Source organism: Polaribacter sargassicola (assembly GCF_021991835.1).
GTDB lineage: Bacteria > Bacteroidota > Bacteroidia > Flavobacteriales > Flavobacteriaceae > Polaribacter > Polaribacter sargassicola.
In genome coordinates, this window is record NZ_JAHDAU010000004.1 from 95,647 (window position 1) to 109,631 (window position 13,985).

Here is a 13,985-nt window from a genome sequence, read left to right on the forward strand (position 1 = left end):
AAACATACCAATAAGAATGTTTTATAAAATAACAATATAAATATGAAAAATAACAGAAGAGATTTTATCAAAAAATCATCAATATTAGGTTTAGGGTTGGCAGCTACTCCCAAATTTGGAACTACAATAGATAAAAAAAGTATTAAAGAAAAACAATTAATAAGACCCAAAGTATTATTTTTTGATGTGAATGAAACATTGTTAGACTTAACTACAATGAAAAAAAGTGTTGGAGATGCTTTAGGGAATAGACCAGATTTATTACCATTATGGTTTACAACAATGTTACAATATTCTTTAGTAGAAACTGTTGGTAGGCAATACAATGATTTTGGTATTGTTGGTTCTGCAGCATTACAAATGGTAGCTGCCAATCATAATATTAAATTAACCGAAGAAGAAGCTAAAAAAGCGATTCTTACTCCTTTACGCTCCATTCCTCCGCATCCAGAGGTAAAAGAGTCTTTAGCTAGATTAAAAAAATCTGGTTATAAATTGGTTTCTTTTACAAATTCTTCTAACATCGGAGTTGAAACTCAATTTAAAAATGCTGGACTAATAGAATATTTTGACCAAAGATTAAGTATTGAGGATATGGGTAAATTTAAACCACATGCAGATGCTTATGATTGGGCAGCAAGAAAAATGGGAGTAGAAAAAAATGAATGTTTATTAATTGCTGCGCACGGTTGGGATATTGCTGGCGCTTTATGGGCAAATTGGAGAGGTGCTTTTATAAGTAGACCAGGAGCTCAATTATATCCATTGGCACCAGAACCAGAAATTAATGAAATTAACCTAAAATTGATAACAGATAAATTAATTGCGCTAGAAAAATAAACTATATGGATAAGATTTGATGAAAATAAAAAAACTCCTAATTAAAGGAGTTTTTTTTATTATTTAAAAAATGAATCTACAAATTCGTGTTTATTAAAAACCTGTAAATCATCTATTCCTTCTCCTACTCCAATATATTTAACGGGTATTTTAAATTGATCAGAAATACCAATTACAACTCCACCTTTTGCTGTACCATCTAATTTTGTGACAGCTAAAGATGTAACTTCTGTTGCTTTGGTAAATTGTTTTGCTTGCTCAAATGCATTTTGCCCTGTAGAACCATCTAAAACTAATAATACATCATGTGGTGAGTTATCCACAACTTTTTGCATTACACGTTTAATTTTAGTTAACTCATTCATTAAATTAACTTTATTATGTAAACGACCTGCAGTGTCAATAATAACAACGTCTGCATTTTGTGTAACTGCAGATTTTAGAGAATCAAAAGCTACAGAAGCAGGATCAGAGCCCATTTCTTGACGAATAATTGGCACTTCTGTTCTATCTGCCCAAACTTGTAATTGATCTATTGCTGCTGCTCTAAATGTATCTGCAGCACCTAAAACAACTTTTAGTCCTTGTTTTTTAAATTGAGAAGCCAACTTACCAATTGTAGTCGTTTTACCAACTCCATTTACACCTACAACCATTAAAACATAAGGCATTTTGTTGCCATCTTTATCTTTAGGTATTTCCGGAATTGTAAATTCGGTTTCATTACCAATATTTGTTTCAGAAAGTAAGCCTGCAATTTCTTCTCTAAGAATTCGGTTTAACTCATCTGTACCAACATATTTATCTTTAGCAACTCTTTCTTCTATTCTTTCTATAATTTTAAGTGTTGTAGCAACACCAACATCAGACGCTACTAAAACTTCTTCTAAATTATCTAAAACATCATCATCTACTTTAGATTTACCCGCAACTGCTTTAGTTAATTTACCAAAAAAACTTTCTTTAGACTTTTCTAAGCCTTTATCTAAAGTTTCTTTTTTTTCTTTTGAAAATATTTTTTTGAAAAAACTCATAATTTGCTTTTAATTCTAACAGAATACGCTAAAAAGTATGCCATTAGTTAGGTTTGGTCAAATTGTCATTAAAGTTGCCTATAAAATAACTATTAAAACATCATATTTTTATATGTAGACAAAATTACAAATTCATCTAACAATAAAATATAGTAATAAAGTACTATAGGTAACGCTCAAAAATACGTAATTCTATTTCATAAAAAAAGCTACTTTCTTAATTAGAAAGTAGCTTTTTAATTTTGTTGTATATATAAACTTACTTTTTTGATAAAAAGTCGCTTACTTTAGCAGGGTCCATAATTGATTCTACAAACATGTAAGCTCCTGTTTTTGGAGATTTAACCATTTTTATAGCTTTAGTTAATCTTTTTGATCCTGTCTGTAACGATGCTACTGATTTTTTTGCCATTTGTCTAAATGTTTTAATCTATGTGCTCTGTTCTGAGTTCTAGATAGTTTAATTATTTAATTTCTTTGTGAACAGTCATTTTGTTTAAAATAGAATTGAATTTTTTGATTTCCATTCTATCTGGAGTGTTCTTTTTGTTCTTTGTTGTAATGTATCTAGATGTACCTGGTTTACCACTTGCTTTGTGCTCTGTACATTCTAAAATTACCTGAACTCTGTTTCCTTTTTTTGCCATCTCTGTATAAAATTTTAATTAGCGTAAGCTTATTTAGTTAAAAACCCGTTAGCTCTTGCTTCTTTTATTACTGCAGAAATTCCTTTCTTGTTAATGTTTTTTAAAGCAGATGCAGATACTTTTAAAGTAATCCATTTATCTTCTTCTGGAATGTAAAAACGCTTTGTCATTAGATTAGCGTCAAACTTTCTCTTAGTTCTATTTAAAGCGTGAGAAACGTTGTTCCCTACCATTGCTTTTTTTCCTGTTAATTCACAAACTCTAGACATCTTTTCGACAGTTTTATTAGTATTATCTCTAAACGAGGTGCAAATTTACAAATTTTTATTAATCTGAACAAACTAATTTTACAAAAATTTAAATAATTTCTTTCAGCAACATTTCTAAAGCTTTATTTACGGTTCTATTTATTACTTTTTCTCTTGGTTGCCCAAAATTAAATTCTTGCACAACCTGCTCACTATCAGAAACTAAAGCTATATAAACAATACCTACTGTTTTGTCTGTTAAATCTGTTGTTGGGCCAGCATTTCCTGTTACAGCAATTGCATAATTAGTTTGTAATTTGTCTTTAACACCTTTAGCCATTTCTAAAGCGACCTCTCTACTTACCACGCTAAACCTATCTATAGTTTCTTTAGACACTTCTAATAAGTTAATTTTAGACTCTGCAGAATAAGTTACAAAACTCCCTTTATAATATGCTGATGATCCTGCTACTGAAACTAAATTTGCTGCTATCTGTCCGCCAGTTAAACTCTCTGCGGTAGCAATAGTTTTGTTTTTTATTTTTAATAATTCTCCTACTCTTTTTTCTAAAGAATTATCATCATCTATACCTGTAATAATTTCTGGTATTAATTGATAAACTTCGGCTACTTTATCATTTAATTCTTTTTCAAGGATTTCTTTATTATCTCCTTTAGCAGATAAACGCAAACGAACTTTACCAAAAGAAGGCAAATACGCTAACTTTATATATGGTGGTAAATTATTTTCGAAACCTTCAATTCTTTCTGCAATCATACTTTCTCCCTGTCCATAAGTCATAATTGTTTTATGTAATATAAAAGGTAACTTAAATTGCTTTTGAATTCTTGGTAGAACCTGATCTGTAATTAAACCTTTCATTTCGTAAGGAACACCTGGTAGTGACACAAAGACAGTTCCGTTCTCGTAAAACCACATTCCGGGAGCTGTACCTAATTTATTTTCTAATAGAGTAGCTTTTGATGGTAATTGGGCTTGATATCTTTGAACGTCATTAAAAGGATGATTTACTTTTATAAACATCTCTTTTATGTGTTTTATTACTTCTGGATATTCTATTAATTTATCATCATTAAAATATGCTGCAATTGTTTTTTTTGTGATATCATCTTTTGTTGGTCCTAAACCACCAGTAATTATAACAATATCAACTCTTTGCTCTGCTTCTTTTAATGCATTTAAAATATGTTGCTTATCATCTTGTATAGATGTTATTTGATAAACAGAAACTCCTATTTTATTTAATTGCTGACCAATAAATTGAGAGTTTGTATCTACAATCTGTCCAATTAAAATCTCATCTCCTATTGTTATAATTTCGGCATTCATTGTTTTCCTATTTCATTTATATCAGCATTGTTTTTATTTTCTTTTGTTAATTTATTTCTTAAAAAAACAAATAGTATATATGGTATTACAATACTTAATATTACTGACAAGTTTCTATTATAATTATACGTTTCACTAATTTTAAAATCACTAATAAAACCGTAAATGAATAAATAGATAAATCTAATTGCTAATGATATAATAAAACCATAGCAAAAATATATAATTTGATTTTTTTGATATCTTTTGGCTAAATAAACAAAACAAATACCAATAAATAAAGAGGCAATTATTTGAAAAATAAAATTAATCAACTTATTTAACTCTAATATTAAAAGCTTCTTTACCTTCTATAATACCTTTTAAATAATCATTTTCTACAACTTTACCAACACCTGCTGGTGTTCCTGTAAAAATAATATCTCCTTTTTTTAAAGTAAAGTATTTAGAAACGTAAGCAATTAACTCATTTATTTTCCACAACATGGCATTTGTATTACCATCTTGTACAAGGTTATCATTTTTATAAAGTTGAAATTTTAATTCTTCTAAATTAAATTCTTCTTTCGGATAAAACTCTCCAACAACAGCACTTCCATCAAATGCTTTTGCTTTTTCCCAAGGCAAACCTTTCTCTTTGCATTTAGCTTGCACATCTCTTGCTGTAAAATCGATTCCTAAACCTATTTCATCATAATATTTATGTGCAAATTTTGCATCAATATGTTTACCAACTTTATTAATCTTTACCAAAACTTCTACTTCATAATGGATATCATTAGAAAAAGGTGGTATAAAAAACGGATTTTTTTTAGGTAAAATAGCCGAATCTGGCTTTAAAAAAACTACTGGATTTTCTGGTTTTTCGTTAGCTAATTCTTCTATATGCTTTGCGTAATTACGCCCTATACAAATTATTTTCATTTTTACTTATTGATAAATTAAATCAAAAAATATTAAAAAACTACTCTCCTGCTTCAGGAAAAACAACTGCTCTATTACCCGAAACAATTATTTGATGATTTAAATGATTTTTAACGGCTCTTGCTAAAACCAATTTTTCTATATCTGCACCAATTCTTTTTAAAGTAGTTGGTGTACTTTCATGTGTAACAGGTTTTACATCTTGCTCTATAATTGGGCCTTCATCTAAATCTTCGGTTGCATAATGTGCTGTTGCTCCAATTAATTTTACACCTCTTTCATAGGCTTTCTTATAAGGATTTGCTCCTTGAAAAGCTGGTAAAAAAGAATGATGAATATTGATAATTCTTTCTGGATAATGATTGATAAAATCTGAAGATAAAATTTGCATATATCTAGCCATAATAACCAAATCTACCTTATTAGAATCTAACAATTCTATTACTTTAGCTTCTTGTTCTTTTTTGGTATCTTTTGTTACTGGTAAGTAATAAAAAGGAATATGAAACATATCTGCAATATACCTTAACTTATCATGATTACTAATAATCATTTTTACATTGCAATCTAATCTACCTTCTTTAGATCTCTCTAATAAATCATATAAATTATGACTTGTATGAGATACCATAATGGCTACATTTTGTTTTTTATCACCATAATTTACAGACCAATCTATCTGTAAAGGTTTTGCTAGTTCTATAAAGTTTTTTTCTAACTCTTCTTTAGAAATATTCGTTCCATCGGCATTTAAACGAATTCTCATAAAATATGTATTTTCTATAGAGTTTACATATTGTTGAGAGCTTAATATATTAAATCCTTTTTCAAAAAAGAAACTGGTAATTTTTGCTACCAAGCCTTTTTGATCTGGACATTTTATTAAAAAGGATACTACTTGAGGTTTCATTATAATTTAATATGCATTTTAAAAATTTAAAATAAAAAGAACACTAACTGACTATGGAATCCATTTTTTAGGAAAGTTAGGTTTTCTTTTTTCTAAAAAAGCATCTCTTCCTTCTTTTGCCTCATCTGTCATATAGGCTAAACGAGTTGCTTCTCCAGCAAAAACTTGTTGTCCTACCATTCCATCATCAGTTAAATTCATTGCAAATTTTAACATTTTAATAGAAGTAGGGCTTTTAGCTAAAATTTCTTGCGCCCATTCATAAGCAGTATCTTCTAACTCATCATGTGGTATTACGGCATTTACCATTCCCATTTCATAAGCTTCTTGTGCAGAATAGTTTCTACCTAAAAAGAAAATTTCTCTTGCTTTTTTCTGTCCTACCATTTTTGCTAAATATGCAGAACCATAACCACCATCAAAAGATGTTACATCTGCATCTGTTTGTTTAAAAATAGCATGTTCTTTAGATGCTAATGTTAAATCGCAAACTACATGTAAACTATGTCCGCCACCAACAGCCCAACCAGGCACAACACAAATTACAGCTTTTGGCATAAACCTAATTAAACGCTGAACTTCTAATATATTTAATCTATGGTAACCGTCTTCACCAACATAACCTTGATGACCACGTGCTTTTTGGTCTCCACCAGAACAAAAAGAATAAACACCGTCTTTTGTGCTAGGTCCTTCTGCCGAAAGTAAAACTACACCAATATTTACATCTTCACCAGCATCATAAAAAGCATCGTATAATTCTGATGTTGTTTTTGGTCTAAAAGCATTTCTTACATTTGGTCTATTAAATGCAATTCTTGCTACTCCATTACATTTCTTATATGTAATGTCTTCATATTCTTTAACAGTTTTCCACTCAGGTTGAATCATAATTTTGTATTTTGGTCGTTCTAATTAAAGAACAAAATAATAGATTACAAAAATAAAGGTTCAAATTTATGATAAAGAAATCGTTCTCACTAATATTTATTCTTTTTTGCTTAAATGCGTTTTCTCAAAAAATTATTGAAAAGAATTTTGAGTCAGACATTTTAGAAACTATAAGAAAATTAAAAATCTATTTACCTGAAGGTTATGTTATGGAAAACACCAAAAACTATCCTTTAGCGGTTGTTTTTGATTCTGAATATTTGTTTGACACCTATGTAGGAAACAGTGTGTTATTTGCAGAAAAAGACAAAGCTCCAAAACAAATTGTTGTAGGTATTTCTATGAAAGACTCTAAAAAGCACGATACTTATTTTGATTTATTAACAGGAGAATTAACACAAAGTAACTCTAGCTTTTATGAATTTGTAAGAGATGAAGTAATTTTTTATATGGAAAGTACTTTTAGAACTTCGCCTTTTATTACTTTGGTTGGCGAAGGAACATCTGCTAACATAATTACGCACTTTTTAAAAGAACCAAATCCTTTTATAAACTCTTATATATGTATAAATCCTACTTTTTCTAATTTTGTTAACCAAGAGTTTGATTCTTACAACCTAAATAAATTTACAAAAGAGGATAATACTTTTTACTTATACATAAACAACTCTACTTCTTTTTCACCCCAAAAACAAACCAAAATAGAAGAGTTACATAACAGCTTAAAACCATTAGATTTAAAAAACTTTAATATTATTATTGATAATTTAGACACTTCTAGTAGTGTATCTGCAATAGGAGAAACAATACCGAGAGCTTTAAATGAAGTTTTTCAAATATATTCATCTATATCTAAAAGTGAATTTGACAAAAACATTAAAGATTTATTGCCTTTAGACGCTATTTCTTATTTAGAAAATAAGTATTTAGAAATTGAATTTCTTTTTGGAAGTAATTTAGAAATAAGAGAAAGTGATATTTATGCTATCGAAAAAATAGTTATCGAAAAAGAAAACGGAGATAAATTACGTGAATTTGGTAAAATGATTCTAAACAGGTTTCCTTCTTCTCAATTAGGTGATTATTACCTTGGTAGATATTACGAAAACAGAAAAGAAATTAAAAAAGCTTTAAAACATTATAAGATTGGTTACGGAAAAATGAACCCTTCTGATCCTAATTCTGATAAGTTTTATGAAAACATTTTAAGACTAGGTTCTCAATAAAAAAATATATTGTCACAAAAAAAAGAAGATTAGTAAATATTAATCTTCTTTTTTTTATTTGTAAAGTTAATTATTTTATTAACTCTATTCTATCTTCTTTAATTTCAATTAGCTTTTGTCTATACAAATTACCAACTGCTTTTTTAAAGGCTTTTTTACTCATTTTCATATGAAAACGAATAGAATCTGGCGAACTTTTATCTGTTAACAATAAAAAACCTTCTCTACTTTTTTTAAGTTTTTCTAATACTTTTTCTACATCAGAATCAATTACATTTCTAAAACCTTGTGGCCTTAAAGAAACATCTATCTTACCGTCTTCACGAATATTTTTAACATATCCGGTAACTTCCATGTTTTCTTCTAAATCTTGATAAACTTCACTTCTAAAAAGTAAACCATCATACTCATCATTAATTAAAACAGTATAACCTAAACGAGTTTCAGTTTCAATTACCAACTGCACTTTTTCTCCTTCTTTTAATTTAATATCTCCTTCTTGATAATCTTCTTGTGAATCCATTATTGTATTTGTTTAAAATATTCTTTTAAAATTAAATCATTTTCTTCACTTGGCGTAAAGATTTCTAAAATTTTTGGCTTTTCTGATGTTTCATAAAAACCTATTAATTGCTCTGTAACTGCTGCTGTAGAATCTGCTTTTAGATAATCAAAATTATACATCTTACACAAATGTTCTGCAGTTAAATTATGTGGTGTTTCAAAATATTGTATAGCATTTGTTGTTTTTGGTCCAGGAATAATTTTAAAAATTCCTCCACCAGAATTATTAATTAAAATAATCCTAAAATCTTTAGGAATATTTTTATTCCACAAAGCATTACTGTCATAAAAAAAACTGATGTCTCCGGTAATAAAAACTGTTTGATTTTTATTTGCAAAAGCAGCTCCTATTGCTGTAGATGTACTTCCGTCAATTCCACTTGTACCTCTATTACAAAACACTGTATTCGTTTTATCTATAGAAAATAATTGAGCATATCTAATAATTGCACTGTTACTAATTTGCAACTGACAATTTTTAGGCACACTTTCTAAAATCTGTTGAAAAGCTTTAAAATCTGAATGTTTTGTTTTTGATAAATATTCAGCATGTTTAACTCTTCTTTTATCACGAATTTGTAACCATTTAGGTTGATAATTACTCTCTTTTTTTATAATTGACTTATTAAATTCTGTAAAAAAATCTACAGGTTTAATTTGTATAAATTCAGATAAACAAAAAAACGTGTTCATCGCTTTTTTCTCATCAATATTCCAATGATGTTTTGGTTGTTGTTTTCTTAAAAATTGCTTTATCCTTTTAGAAACAATCATTCCACCAAAAGTAATTAACACTTCTGGTTTTAAATCTTTAAACTGATTATCATCCAAAGAAAAAATTAATTGATCTATAGAGTTTATCGCTTTTTTATGGTGCAAATTAGAAGTTGTTTCTGTTAAAATTAAAACAGATTCGTCTTCGGCAAAAACATCCATTAATTGATGCAATTCATCATCAGGATAATTAACACCTACAACAATCATTTTCTTTTCTGCTTCATTCCAAATCTTAGATAAATTATCATAATTTATATGAGAATTATCTAAAGAATTCATAGAAATATGCGGAAAATTAAAATGATTCATTTCTTGTACAGTTTCATACAAAGGCTCATCAAAAGGTACATTTATATGCACAGGTCCTTTTTGCGAAATAGCTATTTGTAAAGCCTCTCCTATTAACTGACTATTAATTGTTTTAAACTTATCACTTTCTATTAAATTGGCAGAAAATAAAATATGCTTTTCATATACATTTTCTTGACGGATGGTTTGCCCATCGCCAATATCTATTAAATGTTTAGGTCTATCTGCAGATATTACCACCAACGGAATATTACTATAAAATGCTTCTGCAATAGCCGGATAATAATTTAACAAAGCAGAACCAGAAGAACAAATAACAGCTACTGGTTTTTGCTTTTGCTGAGCAATACCCAAAGCAAAAAAAGCAGCACAACGCTCATCTACAACACTTAAAGCCTCTATTTCTGCATGATTAGAAAAGCCAATAGTTAAAGGAGCATTACGAGAACCTGGAGAAATAACAACCGTATCAATTTTAAATTGATGACATGCAGATATTACAATTTGTGCGAGTTCTTTTTTAGGATACATTAATATAATTTACAAAGAGACAAAGTTACAAAGTCAAAAATTATTAAAGACAAAAAAGTCAGAAAGTAAAAAATAACTTTTCTACTTTCTGACCAATTTTATACAAAAACCAACTACGTTGGTTAGTTTCCTTTTTGGTAATCTGCTAAAAACTTAGCTAAACCACTATCTGTTAAAGGGTGTCTTAACAAACCTTCTATTGCACTTAAAGGTCCTGTCATTACATCAGATCCTAATTTTGCACAATCTATAATATGCATTGTATGACGTACAGAAGCTGCTAAAATTTCTGTTTCAAAACCATAATTATCATAAATTTGACGAATTTCTGCAATTAAATTTAAACCGTCTGTAGAAATATCATCTAAACGACCAATAAACGGAGAAACATACGTTGCTCCTGCTTTTGCAGCCAATAATGCTTGACCTGCAGAAAACACTAAAGTTACGTTGGTTTTAATTCCCTTAGATGAAAAATATTTACACGCTTTTACACCATCTTTAATCATAGGTAATTTTACTACAATTTGCGGATTTAAAGCAGCCAAAGCTTCACCTTCTTTTACCATTCCGTCAAAATCTGTAGAAATAACTTCTGCAGAAACATCACCATCTACCAACTCGCAAATTGCTTTGTAATGGTTAATAATATTTGTTTCGCCAGTAATTCCTTCTTTAGCCATTAAAGATGGATTTGTAGTTACACCATCTAAAATACCTAATGCTTGCGCTTCTTTAATTTGCTCTAAATTTGCAGTATCAATAAAAAATTTCATTTATATTTATTTACGTGTGAATTTTATTTTTTTGGGCATTCCCTAAAGGTCGGGCTTTACGCACTCGCTTTTTGTTCATTCTTCACAAAAGAGCTCAAACAAATGCTTCAATCCCTAATGCAAAGATAGTTACTAGACTATAAACTTTAGAAGTGAAATAAAACTATTTTGTATCATTTTTAAACAAAAAAGAATTTAAAAGACTATAATTTATAATGGTTCATTAACATTTTTTCATAAACTCTATCTGGTAAAATTCGTTTTAAAACAATAGAAAACTTCTCTAAAAAACCACCTAATTTATAATGTATTTTTGGATTTTTAGTTTCTATAATTCTATGCACAGCCTTTGCCATTTCTATCGGATCCATGCCTTCACTAACATGAGCATCCATTAAATCTAAATTCATTTGATAATTCTCTTTATAAGCAGAATTTTCAAAAACAGGTGTATGATATCTACCTGCAGCAATATTGGTTGCAAAATCTCCTGGCGCAACACAAACAACTTTAATTCCAAAAGGTTTTACCTCCATACTTGTTGCTTCTGTTATCGTTTCTAAAGCCCCTTTTGTTGCAGAATACAATCCTCTAAAAGGCAACCCCATATAACCAGCAATAGAAGTTACATTTACAATAACACCAGATTTTTGTTGGCGCATTTGTGGTAAAACAGCTTTCATAACATCAATAGCTCCAAAAAGATTGGTATTAAAAACAGCACGCATTTCATCTGTTGGTGTGTCTTCTATTGGGCCAGTAATTCCCATTCCAGCATTATTAATTAAGATATCTAATTTACCTTCTTGTTTAATAATAAAATTAACAGCATCATTTATAGTATCAACCTTTAAAACATCTAAAGCAATTAACTTAAAAGGAAAGCTTTCTATATTTTTAGGATTTCTACTTGTTCCGTAAACATTATACCCTTTTTCTGTTAAAAAAATAGCAATAGATTTTCCTATACCAGAAGAAGCTCCTGTAATTAATACAACTTTAGACATGTTTTATATTTTTTGGCAAATATCTTAAAAAGATGGTTAAGGAAACTAAATTATAAAGAATTTAAATTTAGTGCATAAAAAAAGGCAAGCTACCTACATCACACTGCTACAACCTAATACCTTTGCTGCGTTCCCGCCCTGGAGGATTCAAAGGGAGCTAGTTGTGTAGGACTTGCCGGCTGCAAATTTACAATAGATTTTCATTTAAACAATTAAAAAAAGCATTATTTTTTGTAACATTTTAAACAGGCTTACTACTAATGAATTGTTCTGTTGGTAATCAATAAATTAGAAAAAATAAAACTATCAACAACTAAATTAATATATTTGTATAACTAACTAAATCTTTAAAAAAATGGAAAATCAAGCTAACAGTAAAAGTATAATTTTAAATTACGGTCTCTATTTAGGTCTAATTGGCGTTGTTACCCATTTAGTACTTTTTGCTACCGGGCAATTATTAGAACTAAACTGGATAAATAGTATAGTTAGTATTATTGCTATGATTGTATTAATTGTTCTTGGTATAAAAAAATATAAAAATGATTCTGACGGTTTTATTTCTTGGGGACAAGGTGTAAAAATAGGAATGGGAATTACAATGGTTAGTGCAGTAATTACAGTAGTATACATATTGCTTTTTATGAATGTAATAGAACCAGATTTTCAACAACAAGCTATAGAATTTCAAAAGCAAACGTGGTATGATGCTGGTATGACAGAAGAGCAAATTGAAGCTGCATTAGAAATGACAGAAAAATTTCAAACACCACTTATTTCATCTGCAATGATGTTAGGGTTTTCTGCTTTTATAGGCTTTATTATCTCTGCAATAGTGGCTGCAATAATGAAAAAATCTGAAGAAGAAACTTATTAAAAAAAACATAAAGCTAAAGAATGTTTTAAAGTTAAAACAAGAAAGTTTGTAACTTTACACCTCTTTAAAAGAAATTACATGGATATTTCGGTAGTAATACCACTTCTTAACGAAGAAGAATCTTTACAAGAATTATACGATTGGATTGCAAAAGTTATGCAGTCCAATCGCTATTTATATGAGATTATTTTTATTGATGATGGTAGTACAGATACTTCTTGGAATGTTATTAAAAAATTATCATCTAAATACAAAGAAGTAAAAGGCATTCGTTTTCAGAAAAACTACGGTAAAAGTCAAGCTTTAGATGCTGGTTTTGAAATAGCTAAAGGAAACGTAGTAATTACTATGGATGCAGATTTACAAGACAATCCTGATGAAATTCCTGAATTATATGATTTAATTATCAAACAAGATTTCGATCTTATCTCTGGTTGGAAAAAGAAAAGATACGACAATGTTGTAACTAAAAACATACCTTCTAAATTATTTAACGCAGCCGCAAGAAAAACATCTGGCTTAAAGTTAAATGATTTTAATTGCGGATTAAAAGCTTACAAAAACGAAGTTGTAAAAGCCGTAAAAGTTAGCGGAGAAATGCATAGGTATATTCCTGTTTTAGCAAAAAACGAAGGTTTTAATAAAATTGGAGAGAAAGTAGTACAACACCAAGCCAGAAAATATGGAGTTACTAAATTTGGAATGGATAGATTTGTAAATGGTTTTTTAGATTTAATTACCATTTCTTTTTTATCTAAATTTGGTAAAAGACCCATGCATTTTTTTGGTCTTTGGGGTACATTTATGTTTCTTTTTGGTACAACTTCGGCCTTTTATATTGGTGCTTCTAAGCTATACAAAGTATTTAATGGTATTAAAACTATCTTAATTACAGATAATCCTTGGTTTTATATTGCATTAACCTCTATGATCTTAGGAACTTTATTATTTTTGGCAGGGTTTATCGGAGAACTCATCATAAAAACAAAAAGTAACGAAAAACACTATAGTATTAAAGAAAAACTCAATTTCTAAACTGTATATTTGTATATCAATTAACTGAAAAATTTATA

At 28.9% G+C, this 13,985-nt stretch carries 16 protein-coding genes and 1 other RNA gene; 4 read left to right on the forward strand and 13 right to left on the reverse strand.

What is annotated here, in order from left to right:
• Positions 1–42 precede the first annotated feature (42 nt).
• Positions 43–840, forward strand: coding sequence for a haloacid dehalogenase type II (locus KI686_RS08020; RefSeq protein ID WP_237588760.1), 798 nt, complete (start codon positions 43–45; stop codon positions 838–840).
• A 59-nt stretch (positions 841–899) separates the two neighbouring features.
• On the opposite strand, the gene ftsY is transcribed toward KI686_RS08020, so the two are convergent.
• The 8 genes from ftsY to KI686_RS08060 form a co-directional block, all read right to left on the reverse strand.
• Positions 900–1,874, reverse strand: coding sequence for a signal recognition particle-docking protein FtsY (ftsY, locus tag KI686_RS08025; RefSeq protein WP_237588761.1), 975 nt, complete (start codon positions 1,872–1,874; stop codon positions 900–902).
• A gap of 259 nt (positions 1,875–2,133) precedes the next feature.
• Positions 2,134–2,286 (reverse strand): DUF4295 domain-containing protein, encoded by a 153-nt coding sequence (locus KI686_RS08030; protein ID WP_237588762.1) that lies wholly within the window; start codon positions 2,284–2,286, stop codon positions 2,134–2,136.
• Between the two features lie 52 nt (positions 2,287–2,338).
• Positions 2,339–2,521: a 50S ribosomal protein L33 gene (gene rpmG, locus KI686_RS08035; protein ID WP_237588763.1), complete on the reverse strand. Its 183-nt coding sequence runs from the start codon at positions 2,519–2,521 to the stop codon at positions 2,339–2,341.
• 29 nt (positions 2,522–2,550) lie between these two features.
• Positions 2,551–2,790 carry a 50S ribosomal protein L28 gene (gene rpmB, locus KI686_RS08040; RefSeq protein WP_077809621.1) on the reverse strand — a complete coding sequence of 80 codons (240 nt, stop codon included), beginning with the start codon at positions 2,788–2,790 and terminating at the stop codon, positions 2,551–2,553.
• Between the two features lie 88 nt (positions 2,791–2,878).
• Positions 2,879–4,120, reverse strand: a complete 1,242-nt coding sequence (locus KI686_RS08045; protein WP_237588764.1) for a competence/damage-inducible protein A — start codon at positions 4,118–4,120, stop codon at positions 2,879–2,881.
• Between the two features lie 315 nt (positions 4,121–4,435).
• A complete protein-coding gene (locus KI686_RS08050) occupies positions 4,436–5,044 on the reverse strand; it encodes a fumarylacetoacetate hydrolase family protein (RefSeq protein WP_237588765.1) in 609 nt (202 codons plus the stop codon).
• Positions 5,045–5,084: 40 nt separating this feature from the next.
• On the reverse strand, positions 5,085–5,954 hold the full coding sequence (purU, locus tag KI686_RS08055; RefSeq protein ID WP_237588766.1) for a formyltetrahydrofolate deformylase: 870 nt from the start codon (positions 5,952–5,954) through the stop codon (positions 5,085–5,087).
• Positions 5,955–6,005: 51 nt separating this feature from the next.
• Positions 6,006–6,845, reverse strand: a complete 840-nt coding sequence (locus tag KI686_RS08060; protein ID WP_237588767.1) for a 1,4-dihydroxy-2-naphthoyl-CoA synthase — start codon at positions 6,843–6,845, stop codon at positions 6,006–6,008.
• A gap of 68 nt (positions 6,846–6,913) precedes the next feature.
• On the opposite strand from KI686_RS08060, the gene KI686_RS08065 reads away from it, so the two are divergent.
• Positions 6,914–8,071 carry an alpha/beta hydrolase-fold protein gene (locus tag KI686_RS08065; RefSeq protein ID WP_237588768.1) on the forward strand — a complete coding sequence of 386 codons (1,158 nt, stop codon included), beginning with the start codon at positions 6,914–6,916 and terminating at the stop codon, positions 8,069–8,071.
• Between the two features lie 70 nt (positions 8,072–8,141).
• Here the strand turns inward: KI686_RS08065 and KI686_RS08070 are convergent, their stop codons facing one another.
• From KI686_RS08070 to ffs, 5 genes are all read right to left on the reverse strand, one after another.
• Positions 8,142–8,594, reverse strand: a complete 453-nt coding sequence (locus KI686_RS08070) for a S1 RNA-binding domain-containing protein (RefSeq protein ID WP_237588769.1) — start codon at positions 8,592–8,594, stop codon at positions 8,142–8,144.
• A complete protein-coding gene (menD, locus tag KI686_RS08075) occupies positions 8,594–10,252 on the reverse strand; it encodes a 2-succinyl-5-enolpyruvyl-6-hydroxy-3-cyclohexene-1-carboxylic-acid synthase (protein ID WP_237588770.1) in 1,659 nt (552 codons plus the stop codon). Before menD ends, KI686_RS08070 begins: the two co-directional genes overlap by 1 nt.
• Before the next feature lie 122 nt (positions 10,253–10,374).
• Complete coding sequence (fsa, locus tag KI686_RS08080; RefSeq protein WP_237588771.1) at positions 10,375–11,028, reverse strand: fructose-6-phosphate aldolase; 654 nt, start codon at positions 11,026–11,028, stop codon at positions 10,375–10,377.
• 203 nt (positions 11,029–11,231) lie between these two features.
• Complete coding sequence (locus tag KI686_RS08085; RefSeq protein ID WP_237588772.1) at positions 11,232–12,035, reverse strand: SDR family oxidoreductase; 804 nt, start codon at positions 12,033–12,035, stop codon at positions 11,232–11,234.
• Between the two features lie 79 nt (positions 12,036–12,114).
• Positions 12,115–12,213: signal recognition particle sRNA small type (gene ffs / locus KI686_RS08090), an RNA gene on the reverse strand.
• Between the two features lie 177 nt (positions 12,214–12,390).
• On the opposite strand from ffs, the gene KI686_RS08095 reads away from it, so the two are divergent.
• Together KI686_RS08095 and KI686_RS08100 are read left to right on the forward strand one after the other, a co-directional pair.
• Complete coding sequence (locus tag KI686_RS08095) at positions 12,391–12,912, forward strand: DUF4199 domain-containing protein (RefSeq protein ID WP_237588773.1); 522 nt, start codon at positions 12,391–12,393, stop codon at positions 12,910–12,912.
• A 78-nt stretch (positions 12,913–12,990) separates the two neighbouring features.
• Complete coding sequence (locus KI686_RS08100) at positions 12,991–13,947, forward strand: glycosyltransferase family 2 protein (protein WP_237588774.1); 957 nt, start codon at positions 12,991–12,993, stop codon at positions 13,945–13,947.
• Positions 13,948–13,985: the final 38 nt, after the last annotated feature.

Excerpts from the sequence above, each read along its gene's own strand:
- KI686_RS08020 (WP_237588760.1), top strand. The coding sequence starts at position 43 with ATGAAAAATAACAGAAGAGATTTTATCAAAAAATCATCAATATTAGGT.
- ftsY (WP_237588761.1), bottom strand. The coding sequence starts at position 1,874 with ATGAGTTTTTTCAAAAAAATATTTTCAAAAGAAAAAAAAGAAACTTTA.
- KI686_RS08030 (WP_237588762.1), bottom strand. The coding sequence starts at position 2,286 with ATGGCAAAAAAATCAGTAGCATCGTTACAGACAGGATCAAAAAGATTA.
- rpmG (WP_237588763.1), bottom strand. The coding sequence starts at position 2,521 with ATGGCAAAAAAAGGAAACAGAGTTCAGGTAATTTTAGAATGTACAGAG.
- rpmB (WP_077809621.1), bottom strand. The coding sequence starts at position 2,790 with ATGTCTAGAGTTTGTGAATTAACAGGAAAAAAAGCAATGGTAGGGAAC.
- KI686_RS08045 (WP_237588764.1), bottom strand. The coding sequence starts at position 4,120 with ATGAATGCCGAAATTATAACAATAGGAGATGAGATTTTAATTGGACAG.
- KI686_RS08050 (WP_237588765.1), bottom strand. The coding sequence starts at position 5,044 with ATGAAAATAATTTGTATAGGGCGTAATTACGCAAAGCATATAGAAGAA.
- purU (WP_237588766.1), bottom strand. The coding sequence starts at position 5,954 with ATGAAACCTCAAGTAGTATCCTTTTTAATAAAATGTCCAGATCAAAAA.
- KI686_RS08060 (WP_237588767.1), bottom strand. The coding sequence starts at position 6,845 with ATGATTCAACCTGAGTGGAAAACTGTTAAAGAATATGAAGACATTACA.
- KI686_RS08065 (WP_237588768.1), top strand. The coding sequence starts at position 6,914 with ATGATAAAGAAATCGTTCTCACTAATATTTATTCTTTTTTGCTTAAAT.
- KI686_RS08070 (WP_237588769.1), bottom strand. The coding sequence starts at position 8,594 with ATGGATTCACAAGAAGATTATCAAGAAGGAGATATTAAATTAAAAGAA.
- menD (WP_237588770.1), bottom strand. The coding sequence starts at position 10,252 with ATGTATCCTAAAAAAGAACTCGCACAAATTGTAATATCTGCATGTCAT.
- fsa (WP_237588771.1), bottom strand. The coding sequence starts at position 11,028 with ATGAAATTTTTTATTGATACTGCAAATTTAGAGCAAATTAAAGAAGCG.
- KI686_RS08085 (WP_237588772.1), bottom strand. The coding sequence starts at position 12,035 with ATGTCTAAAGTTGTATTAATTACAGGAGCTTCTTCTGGTATAGGAAAA.
- KI686_RS08095 (WP_237588773.1), top strand. The coding sequence starts at position 12,391 with ATGGAAAATCAAGCTAACAGTAAAAGTATAATTTTAAATTACGGTCTC.
- KI686_RS08100 (WP_237588774.1), top strand. The coding sequence starts at position 12,991 with ATGGATATTTCGGTAGTAATACCACTTCTTAACGAAGAAGAATCTTTA.